The sequence below is a fragment of the Acinetobacter amyesii genome (assembly GCF_002018365.1).
Lineage (GTDB): Bacteria > Pseudomonadota > Gammaproteobacteria > Pseudomonadales > Moraxellaceae > Acinetobacter > Acinetobacter amyesii.
In genome coordinates this window covers 37,605-49,143 of the sequence record NZ_MVKX01000014.1, presented here as the reverse complement: position 1 = coordinate 49,143, position 11,539 = coordinate 37,605, and the positions used below count along the sequence as shown (strand labels likewise).

At 41.3% G+C, this 11,539-nt stretch carries 8 protein-coding genes and 1 rRNA gene; 7 read left to right on the top strand and 2 right to left on the bottom strand.

Translation table 11 applies throughout. The features are described from left to right. Positions 1-46: 46 nt before the first annotated feature. The 6 genes from rrf (at position 47) to B1202_RS16335 (ending at position 6,589) form a co-directional block, all read left to right on the top strand. Positions 47-161: ribosomal RNA gene (gene rrf / locus B1202_RS16360) — 5S ribosomal RNA — on the top strand. Between the two features lie 640 nt (positions 162-801). Then, complete coding sequence (locus tag B1202_RS16355) at positions 802-2,175, top strand: MFS transporter (protein WP_078191656.1); 1,374 nt, start codon at positions 802-804, stop codon at positions 2,173-2,175. Positions 2,176-2,534: 359 nt separating this feature from the next. Beyond that, positions 2,535-3,980, top strand: a complete 1,446-nt coding sequence (locus tag B1202_RS16350) for an aldehyde dehydrogenase family protein (RefSeq protein ID WP_078191655.1) — start codon at positions 2,535-2,537, stop codon at positions 3,978-3,980. Positions 3,981-4,067: 87 nt separating this feature from the next. Next, a complete protein-coding gene (locus tag B1202_RS16345; RefSeq protein ID WP_143221637.1) occupies positions 4,068-4,628 on the top strand; it encodes a DUF1287 domain-containing protein in 561 nt (186 codons plus the stop codon). Between the two features lie 367 nt (positions 4,629-4,995). Further along, positions 4,996-6,480, top strand: a complete 1,485-nt coding sequence (locus tag B1202_RS16340) for a sodium-dependent transporter (protein ID WP_078191654.1) — start codon at positions 4,996-4,998, stop codon at positions 6,478-6,480. 1 nt (position 6,481) lies between these two features. Then, positions 6,482-6,589, top strand: coding sequence for a methionine/alanine import family NSS transporter small subunit (locus B1202_RS16335; RefSeq protein ID WP_078191653.1), 108 nt, complete (start codon positions 6,482-6,484; stop codon positions 6,587-6,589). 77 nt (positions 6,590-6,666) lie between these two features. Here B1202_RS16335 and rsmB read toward each other — a convergent pair whose 3' ends face one another. Next, positions 6,667-7,974 (bottom strand): 16S rRNA (cytosine(967)-C(5))-methyltransferase RsmB, encoded by a 1,308-nt coding sequence (gene rsmB / locus B1202_RS16330; protein ID WP_078191652.1) that lies wholly within the window; start codon positions 7,972-7,974, stop codon positions 6,667-6,669. Beyond that, positions 7,974-8,933 carry a methionyl-tRNA formyltransferase gene (gene fmt, locus B1202_RS16325; RefSeq protein ID WP_078191659.1) on the bottom strand — a complete coding sequence of 320 codons (960 nt, stop codon included), beginning with the start codon at positions 8,931-8,933 and terminating at the stop codon, positions 7,974-7,976. The genes rsmB and fmt overlap by 1 nt, the downstream gene beginning before the upstream one ends. Before the next feature lie 437 nt (positions 8,934-9,370). On the opposite strand from fmt, the gene ilvD reads away from it, so the two are divergent. After that, positions 9,371-11,200, top strand: coding sequence for a dihydroxy-acid dehydratase (gene ilvD, locus B1202_RS16320; RefSeq protein WP_078191651.1), 1,830 nt, complete (start codon positions 9,371-9,373; stop codon positions 11,198-11,200). Positions 11,201-11,539: the final 339 nt, after the last annotated feature.

Sequence of the window (11,539 nt, the reverse complement as noted above, 5' to 3'; positions counted from 1 at the left end):
AAAACTTAGCAATACGTAAGACTAAGCAAGTATCCATAACAGTTGTGCTGGCGACAATAGCAAGAGTGAACCACCTGATCCCTTCCCGAACTCAGAAGTGAAACCTCTTAGCGCTGATGGTAGTGTGGGGTTACCCATGTGAGAGTAAGTCATCGCCAGCTCATTATTCGAAACACCCCCTGATATCTCAGGGGGTGTTTTTTTATGTGTGCAAAAAATAAGAAGCAAATAGGAAAAAATAAGAAGAAAAGCAGCAGGATAAAATAGGGAAATGATAAAAATATTGTTAGATTGAGGCTTGAATTATCTAAACATGGATGATTATTAGACAATCAACGCATTCAAAAAGCATCAATTGAGTGAATTCTCAGCTTAAAAATGTAGGAAAACCTGAATGTAAGTAAGCCAAAACAACCGTTTAAATGCCTAACTATCGACTTAAGTGATGTCTGATGACTTATGATTTAGAAATCTACGACTTAGATCGTAGAGCTGCGATTTTTTTCTATAAAATTTGAGTTTTATTCTGACAATTTTCATATCAAATAATCTATCGTCTGATTGTGATTTAGCTTTTAATAACACATTGATAATTAATCATTATAAAAACTAGACCCGCAGTCCATCGACTTTTTTATGTATAAATATTTCAAAAATATCCGGGTTTTTATGACATTTTATTCCCAAACAACATGGATATATCTGAAAGGTATGGGTCTATACCTTTGTAATTTTGGACAATTTACAGTCAAAAACGGCATTGTAGCGAAAAATAAAACTCACAATTGGAGGTGAGGTTCAATGTCTACAAGCACAATGAATGTGAATAGCGTTGTCGATAACGCTAAGTTCACAAAATCGCATTTCAGCATCATGATGTGGTGTCTAATTCTTATTTTATTTGATGGTTACGACTTAGCGATCAATGGTGTTGCGCTGCCTTTATTGATGAAAGATTGGGGATTAACAGCTGTTCAGGCAGGTATGCTAGCGAGTACAGCATTAGCAGGGATGATGTTTGGTGCCATGATGTTTGGTACTTTGGCTGATAAGATTGGCCGTAAAAAAGTCATCATGATCTGTGTATTTTTATTCAGTACATTCACATTTTTAGGTGGTTTTGCTTCAAATCCTACGGAATTTGGTGCTTTACGTTTTATTGCTGGACTTGGTATTGGTGGGGTATTACCGAACCTTGTGGCATTGACTTCGGAATATGCACCTAAGCATCTACGCAGTACTTTAGTGACAACTATGTTCAGTGGTTATGCAATGGGTGGCATCATGGCGGCTCTATTTGGTTCATGGTTTACTGCGGATTATGGCTGGCAAATCATGTTCTTCATTGCGGGTATTCCACTGTTACTGCTGCCATTTGCTTGGAAGTTTTTACCTGAATCGCTCACATTTTTGGTGAAGGTGAATCGTCACGATGAAGCACGTCGTATGATTCAAACCATTGCACCTGAGCAAACGGTGACTGCAAATACTCAACTGGAACTGACTGAAGTTGCGGTTCCGGGTGGAACGTCTGTTAAAGCGTTGTATAAGCAAGGTCGTGGTGTAAGTACGATGTTATTTTGGCTGTGTTTCTTTATGTGCCTATTAACCCTTTATGCATTAGGCAGTTGGTTACCAAAACTAATGATGGCCGCAGGTTATTCATTAGGTAGCAGTTTGACCTTCCTATTGGCGATGAATATTGGTGCCGTAATTGGTACGATTGGCGGCGGTATTTTAGCGGACAAATTCCACTTAAAACCGGTGATCATTACATTATGTCTTGCAGGTGCTGTGGCACTATCTTTACTCGGCTTTAATTCACCACAGCCTGTGATCTATCTTTTGGTTGCAGTCGCAGGTGCATCGGCAATTGGTTCGCAAATCTTGCTGTATAGCTATGTTGCACAGTACTATCCGTTGTCTGTACGTTCGACAGGTATTGGTTGGGCTTCTGCAGTCGGTCGTACAGGTGCGATTGTTGGCCCGATTCTGATCGGCTATTTATTATCACAAGAATTGCCACATCAAATTAACTTTATGGCCGTGGGAATTCCAGTAGTCATCGCAGCGATTGCAGTGTTCTTTATTCGCAAAGCACAAACGGATGAAGAGTTTGCCGCTCTGGAAAATGTGAATAAGGCTTCAGTGAAAACACAGCGTTCGTATAGCTAAAACATAGATTTAAAAAGCCCGTCATTTGATGGGCTTTTTTTATGTTGTACTCATAATTCTTATCATTGAATTTGGGCTGAATGATTTATTAAAAATTGATAAATAATGAGATTTAATATTTTAAATAGCTTTTCTAATTTAATTTCATCGTTATATAGAGACTCGATCATATGTTTTTCAGTACAAGCCGAGATCTGAAAATAGGGGATGAAGTTCAGGGCGTATAAGTAATCAAGTTTGAGGCTTGTGGTTCATTTTGTTACTTAAATATAGTGAACTCTGTGCTCAGTCAGCGCATGATAGAGGCATAGATTTATTCACATTTATCAATAATGTCTCAAGATCATGGAAATATCGTCATGTCCAAAGCCGTACAAGATATAAAAGATTATCCGCTCTATGTTGCAGGTAAAGCAGCGACTACCGATCAGTGGTTAGAAGTGAATCATAAATATACCCAAGACGTATATGCACGCGTTGCACTCGCAGATGCTGCAACCATTGAAAAAGCCATTGATTCAGCGGTTAAATCTAGCGCTGCAATGGCGGCATTGGAACCTTTTCAAAAACAAAAAATCTTACTGCACTGTGTAAAACGCTTTAACGAAATGCGTGCAGAATTGACTGAAATTTTAATTGCGGAAGGTGGAAAACCGCGTAAAGCCGCAGCTGCTGAAGTTGAACGTTTAATCAATACCTTTCAAATTGCTGCCGATGCTGTCACACAGATGGATGATGGTCGCATGATCCCATTGGCGGTTACCGCAGCAGCATCTGGCTATCAAGGTATGGTCAAACATGTGCCAATTGGTCCTGTATCGTTGATCAGCCCGTTTAATTTTCCGATCAATCTTACTGCGCATAAAATTGCACCTGCCATTGCCGCAGGCTGTCCATTTGTGCTGAAACCTGCAAGTTTGACGCCTATTTCAGCTTTAAAAATTGCGGAAGTTTTGGCCGAAACGGATTTACCAAAAGGTGCCTTTTCGGTTTTACCTTGTCCACGTGAACATGCAGATGTCTTGGTCACAGACGACCGATTTAAACTGCTCAGCTTTACCGGTTCCGATGTGGTTGGTTGGGATATGAAAGCGCGTGCGGGGCGTAAAAAAGTGACTTTGGAACTCGGTGGCAACGCTGCTGTATTGGTTGAGCCTGATACAGAAATTTCAGCGGCATTTATTGAACGCTTAGTGGGTGGGGCGTATAACCACGCAGGGCAGGTGTGTATCAGCGTACAACGCATCTTGGTGCATGCTGATATCTATGCCGATGTGAAGAAAAAACTCGTGGCGAGAATGAAGCAGCTTAAAGCGGCTGATCCTCACTTGGAAAGCACCATGGTCGGTCCTATGATTAAGGAAGCAGAAGCAACACGCGTGCATAAATGGGTCGATAAAGCAGTAAAAAAAGGTGCCAAAGCATTGGTACGTGGTGAACATCAGGGGGCTTTGCTCGATCCAATTTTATTGGAAAATGTCGATGAATCACTAGAAGTGTATAAAGATGAAATCTTTGGCCCTGTAGCGATTTTAGAAAAATACAAAAATTTTGAAAAAGGCATCGCCAAAATTAATAGCAGCCGTTTTGGTTTACAAGCGGGTGTCTATACGCAAAATTTGAATAAAATGCTGTATGCGTGGAATCACTTAGAGGTCGGTGGAGTGATTATTAATGACATTCCATCTTTCCGTGTCGATAACATGCCTTATGGTGGCGTAAAAGATTCTGGCTTAGGCCGTGAAGGAATTCAGTCTGCCATTCGAGATATGCAAGAAGAACGCGTATTGGCAATAAAACTGTAGCTGTTTAAACATGGGCTTGGTTCAGTATGGATCTGTTCGAAGCCCAGTTTTTGAATCATTTCAAAAATCTAAAGTGAATAAGAAAAAATGAAACGAATTTTATTATTGGTCAGTTTGATGACCGTGAATATGGCTGTCTTTGCATTTAATGCCACTCAAATGGTGACGGATGCACGCAGTCAAATTGGGAAAACCTTATATTATGATCCTGCGTATACTGCACTGCGTTATCCGATGGGAGATGTCCCTTTAATCAAGGGTGTTTGTACCGACGTGGTAATTCGTGCATTACGACAGCAAGGGATTGATTTACAACAAGCCATTCATGAAGATATGAAAGCCAATTTTAAGCAGTATCCACAAAAATGGGGCTTAAAAGGAACCGATAAAAATATTGATCATCGACGTGTTCCCAATATTCAAACTTGGATGCAACGTCAGGGCTATGTTGTCAAAGATAAGCAGTATTTGGCAGGAGATATTGTCACTTGGGACTTAGGGCGTCGTTTAGTGCATATTGGCGTGGTTTCAGATCGTAAAGTGAAAGCTAGCGATGTTCCGCTGATCATCCATAATATTGGAGAGGGCGCACAGGAAGAAGATCTTTTGCATGCCTATCAAATTACCGGACATTATCGAGTGAAATAACTTTAAAAATTTAATAGGAAATAAAACATTCCTAAAAGTTATATTATTGATAACTTAAATTGTATGAAAAATAAGCTGATTAAATGAACATTTAAACTTAAACATATTATAAAAATGGAATATTTGCCGTAGAAATTACAGAAAAACTTAAAAAAAGTGAGTATTGTTAATTCATACAAAGGGAAAGTTATTTGTGGTGTTTTTAACCAAAATGCGCATGTGATTTTTCTGTTTGCAATTTGGTATAGACGCTCACAAGGTATCTCACCAGATCAAACACCCAGAATTTTATTTTTATGGTTCTTTTTTTGCTCGCGATATAACCATAACAAGCAGCAGTTAAAGATGCCTGAGGTTTAGGTGTTCTATGTCAGATAATCGTGAAAACTGGTCGGCACGATCAGGATTTATCATTGCCGCTATTGGTTCCGCTGTAGGTTTGGGAAACATTTGGCGTTTCCCCTACGTGGCGTATGAAAATGGTGGTGGTGCATTTTTAATTCCCTATTTAATTGCAATTTTTGCAGCGGGTTTGCCTTTATTGTTCTTAGATTATGCGGTGGGGCATAAATTCCGAAAAGCACCGCCAACTGCATATAAAAAACTTATGAACAGTGAGGCATTAGGCTGGTGGCAGGTGATGGTGACACTCATCATCGGGATCTACTATGCCAGCGTATTGTCATGGGCCGGCAGTTATATTTTCTACTCAATCGGTCAAAAATGGGGTGAAGATACTCAAGGCTTCTTCTTTAATACCTACTTGCAAAATGCCGATGGAATTGCCTTTGGTTTTGTACCGACCTTATTCTTTGGATTGGTGATTGTTTGGGCGATTACCATGTTCATTTTATATGGTGGTGTGAAGAAGGGTGTAGAGCTTTCGAATAAAATCTTTATTCCATTGTTGGTGATTTTATTCTCGATTTTAGTGATTCAAGCGGTGCGTTTACCTGGCGCTACAGAAGGTTTAAATGCATTCTTTACGCCAAACTGGGAAGCGATGACTGACTATAAAGTATGGTTAGCAGCCTTTGGTCATATCTTCTTCTCGTTATCGATTGGTTTCGGGATCATGTTGACCTATGCGTCTTACTTAAAAGCAAAAACCAACTTGACTGGTTCAGGTGTAGTGGTTGCATTAGCCAACTCGTCATTTGAAATCTTAGCGGGTATTGGTATTTTTGCAGCATTGGGCTTTATGGCGCATAGTGCGGGTGTACCTGTAAATGAAGTGGTTTCAGGCGGTATTGGCTTGGCCTTCATTGCCTTCCCGAAAATCATTTCGAGCTTGGGTGCAGGCGGTGATTTATTTGGTTTCTTGTTCTTCTCATCACTTGCGGTTGCGGGTATCACCTCAATGGTGAGTATTTTGGAAGTGCCAATCGCATCGTTCCAAGATAAATTGGGCTGGTCACGTAAAAAAGCTGTAACGATTGTTGCGGGTGGTTCTGCCATTGTATCGACCTTAATTTTCTCAACCCACAGTGCGATTACTTTCGTTGACATCATTGACTACTTTGCCAATAACATTGGTATCGTTGCGGGTGGTTTGTTCTCTATTATTTTGGTGTCTTGGTTCCGTCGTCCATTGCTTGCGCAATTACGTGATCATGTGAATCAATATTCAAGTATCAAATTGGGCTTCGGTTGGAACTTCTTATTAACGGTTGTTACTCCGCTTTCATTATTGGTGGCTTTAGGCTTAACCATTAAAGACGTTGCATCTAAAGGCTATGGTGGTTATCCGGTAGAGGTATTATTGCCTGTAGCCGGTTTTGTCATTGCGATCTTTGTGCTTGGTGCGATTGTATTTAGTTGCATGAAAGACCAAAACCCAGAGGAGAAATAACATGAATACATCTGCATTAATCATGATGATCATTTCAATTGTTTTGCTTTGGGGCGGCTTGATCTTAGCGTCGATTCATTTAGCAAAACATCCAGATGAAGAAGATTAAGCTTCATCGCTGATAAAAAAAAGGAACCTTTGGGTTCCTTTTTTTATGTGGTGCTTAAAAGCAACTTCTATTGCGGATTAAGCCTTTTTTTGAATGCGGCAGTAGAAGAAGCCATCGCCATAACCCACTTTCGGGAAAAGTTGACGACCATGGATTTGTTCAACGCCCCAATCTGCTTCAATTTTAATTTCTTGGGCATCGGCATGATTGGCAAAGAACTCAACCATTTGCTGTTCATTTTCAGCTTTTAAAATCGAGCAAGTGATGTAAAGCAACGTGCCGCCGACTTTAAGCTGCTTCCACATGTTTTCCAAAATTTGCTTTTGTAACACAACGGTTTTCGCAATGTCGCCCGATTGACGTAGTAAACGAATGTCAGGATGACGACGCATTACACCGACAGCAGTACATGGGGCATCGAGCACGATACAATCAGCAAGTTCAGGAGCAGTGTAGGTGATGGCATCAGCAGTTTGGATTTCGACATGTTTACCATCGAGATCCAAACGATCAAGGTTTTCAACTACACGTTTCAGACGCTTTTCATCTTGATCCAGTGCAATGAGTTTCTTCGGTTGGAAAGTCTCTAAAATATGTGCGGTTTTACCACCCGGCGCAGCACAAGCATCAATCACAAATTTACCATCGAGATTTGGCAATAGTGTTGCACACAGCTGAGCATGTTCATCTTGTACCGAAAAACCACCGGCTTCAAAGCCCGGCAAACTTGGAATATGTAGACTTTCATCCATCACAATGCCGACATCAGACAGTTCACAGCGATGTGCATCGATGCCTTCATCTTCCAAAATATCGAGGTATTCGTCACGGCTCACTTGGCGTGTATTGACACGTAAAGTCAGTGGCGCAATTTGTTTAAGCTCATAGCTAAGTTCATCAAATTGTTCACCCCAGTCTTTTTTCAGACGTTTGGTTAACCAACTTGGTAAATTGGTGGCTTGTTCAAGCACGTCGTAGAACTGTTCTGTTTCACGTGTTGCACGGCGCAAAATTGCGTTGATTAAGCCACTTAGACTTCCCATACCCAATTGTTTTGCAGCTTCTACCGTTTCAGAAATTGCAGCATGAGCCGCGACACGGGTACACAATAATTGGTACAAACCAAGGTATAAACAGGTTTCAACCACTTGGTTATCTACCGGCTTAGACAGAAGTGGTAAAGTCAGTTGTTTCAATGCATACCATTGACGTAAACAACCAAGCACCAATTCGTGGAATAAAGCACGGTCTTTATCTGACACGATATTCATTTGCTGCGCGAGGACAGATTGCAGCGATTGACCATTTTGGACAGCCAATAACGTCTTCACTACCTGAGCACGTAAATTAAGGTCTCGGGTCGAGGCGTTGGGAGATTGCTTCATTATAAAATTTGTCCAATAGTCAATTTTTGGGTTTGTAAAATTTGTACAGGGTTGAGTGGTTTAGCACCCGGCCATTGTAAAGAGGTCAAAATAATCACGCTGCCATTGGCGCAAGCAACGTGTATGCCTTTTTTGTCGATGGCGATGATTTCACCTGCTTGAGCATTTGGTGCAGATGCAGCAGAAAGTTCAGAATGCCAAACGCGTAAATTGTTTTGTTCATCTAACTGAATAAATGCTACCGGCCACGGATTAAAGGCACGGATGTTGCGATCGATTTGTACGGCATCGATGGACCAATCAATTTTTGCTTCAGCTTTTGAAAGCTTATGTGCATAAACTGTTAATGCTTCGTCTTGGATTTCACGGCTGTCTAAATATTGCTGCAACGTTTGTTCAGTATCTAAAACAGCAGCAATTGCGGTTGCACCTTGCTCTGCAAGTTTGTCATGCAAAGTTGCGGAGGTATCCGTTGCCTCAATCGGGCAGATGGTTTTATACATCATGTCGCCAGTATCCAGTCCGGCTGCCATTTTCATAATGGTGACGCCAGTTTCAGCATCACCTGTAGCGATGGCACGTTGAATCGGTGCTGCACCACGCCAACGTGGCAGCAATGAGCCATGAATATTCAGACAACCATATTTCGGGGTATCTAGCACCACTTGCGGCAAGATCAAACCATAGGCTGCAACCACCATAACATCGGCATTTAAGGCTTTTAATTCCGCCTGTGCGGCTAAACCTTCTTCAGTCGATGATTTGAAATGAAGGGGTTGGTAAACAGGAATATCATGTTCAAGTGCTAAGACTTTAACAGCGGATGCTGTTAATTTTTGTCCACGACCTGCTTTGCGGTCAGGTTGAGTGTATACCGCAACAATTTCATGTTGTGTTTTGAGCAATGCAGCTAATGCTGTTGCGGCAAATTCTGGTGTACCGGCAAAGATGATTTTCAAAATGAATGAACCGAATCTGTGTTGAATATGTGGATTATAGCAAAGGATTAAAGCGTAATTTAGAACATTAGAAATTGATTTTTGCAACTTTGAAGCTGTCCAAGCTCAATGATTTCATAACCCAAAAATGCAAATTTACAATTTTTAAATAAATTATATTTATATAAAATTTAAAAATTATTCATGAAAGTTTTGTATTGTGCAGCCTTTGATGGCGGTATAGTAGATTTCAGTTAAAAGATTTTTGTCGTCAAATCACTCGGTTTTATTTATAGACCCATCTGCCCAAATCTCAGCTTAAAAAGCCATCTTTAAAAACAATGGCTTGGTGTATGATAGGTTCAAAATTCGACTGATTTTACATCATTGTCAGTATGATTTAGCCAGAGTGAATCTGCAGGGTTCATTTCAAGCTCAAACTTTGTTGGAAATATAAAATGCCTGACTATCGTTCAAAAACATCGACACACGGAAGAAATATGGCGGGTGCGCGCGGCTTATGGCGTGCAACTGGTATGAAAGATGAAGACTTCGGTAAACCAATTATTGCCGTCGTGAACTCATTTACCCAATTTGTACCGGGTCACGTTCATCTTAAAGACCTTGGTCAACTTGTGGCGCGTCAAATTGAGCAAGCAGGCGGTGTTGCTAAAGAATTTAACACCATCGCAGTCGATGACGGTATTGCGATGGGCCATGACGGCATGCTGTATTCATTGCCTTCACGTGACTTGATTGCAGACTCAGTAGAATACATGGTGAGCGCGCACTGTGCCGATGCCATGGTATGTATTTCCAACTGTGACAAAATTACCCCAGGGATGTTGATGGCGGCAATGCGCTTGAACATTCCAGTGGTATTTGTCTCTGGCGGGCCAATGGAAGCGGGTAAAGTCAAAATCCGTGGCAATGACAAAGCGATCGACTTGATTGATGCCATGATTGTGGCTGCCGATGACAACTATACTGATGAAGAAGTTGCTGAATACGAACGTTCTGCATGCCCAACTTGCGGTTCATGCTCAGGTATGTTCACTGCAAACTCAATGAATTGCTTAACAGAAGCATTGGGTCTGTCTTTACCGGGTAATGGTTCTACACTTGCAACTCATGCCAACCGTAAAAAATTATTTGAAAAAGCTGGTCAATTAATCGTAGAAATTACCAAGCGTCACTACGAACAAGATGATTACAGCGTATTGCCACGTGAAATGGTGACCAAAGCATCGTATGAAAATGCCATGACTTTGGATATCGCCATGGGTGGTTCAACTAATACTGTTCTGCATTTATTAGCGGCTGCAAATGAAGCTGGCGTTGATTTCACGATGGACGACATTGACCGTTTGTCTCGCAAAGTGCCTGTACTCTGTAAAGTTGCACCTGCGAAAAACGACGTGCATATGGAAGATGTACACCGTGCGGGCGGCATCATGTCAATTCTCGGTGAATTAGACCGTGCAGGCTTGCTCGATACTTCGGTTGGTACCGTTCATGAAGCTTCACTAAAAGATGCTTTGGATAAATGGGACATCATCCGTACTGAAAATGAAGACGTTTACCAATTCTTCCGTTCAGCGCCGGGTGGTGTGCCAACGCAAACAGCATTCTCTCAAGATCGTTATTACCAACGTCTTGACGGTGACCGTGAAGCGGGTGTAATCCGTAATGCAGAACATGCATTCTCTAAAGATGGTGGTTTAGCGGTGCTTTATGGCAACATCGCGCTAGATGGCTGTATTGTAAAAACGGCAGGTGTGGATGATTCTATTCTGAAATTCAACGGTACTGCACGTGTATTTGAAAGCCAAGATTCTGCAGTAGAATCGATTTTGGGCAATGAAATCAAAGCAGGCGATGTGGTTGTTATTCGTTACGAAGGTCCACGCGGTGGTCCAGGCATGCAAGAAATGCTGTACCCAACCAGCTACCTAAAATCCAAAGGTTTAGGTAAAGAATGTGCACTATTAACGGATGGTCGTTTCTCTGGCGGTTCATCAGGCCTTTCTATTGGTCACGTGTCTCCTGAAGCAGCAGAAGGCGGTGCAATTGGTTTGGTGGAAGATGGCGATTTAATCGAAATTGATATTCCAAACCGTACCATCAACTTAGCTGTTGATGAAGCGACTATGGCAGCTCGCCGTGCAGCGCAAGAAGCTAAAGGTTGGCATCCAGTTGAAGAGCGTCCACGTAAAATTTCGAAAGCATTGAAAGCGTATGCCATGCATACCACAAGTGCAGCGAAAGGCGCAGTACGTGAAATCTAAGCTTTAGATTTTTAATTAAAAAGCACTCCAAATGGAGTGCTTTTTAATTTGCATCTGCATAACTTGCATTGGATACGAGGAAACGTCATCCGCAACTGTTTGAGGCAAATGGTAATTTAAAAGTGAATGTTTCTGCGATCATTTTTTTAGTTGCAAACAGTTGCCGAGTTTTGCGGATGACAAATGGTTTTGGTTACTTTTGCCGAAACAAAAGTAACATACGAGCTCCGAAAATTAGCTTTTATAGAGGTAAGACTCCGCTGTATTCAGCTTTTAAATGAAATAATGGGACAATAATTCTAAGTTATAGATTTATTAATCTGATTAAAAAGAATGTTT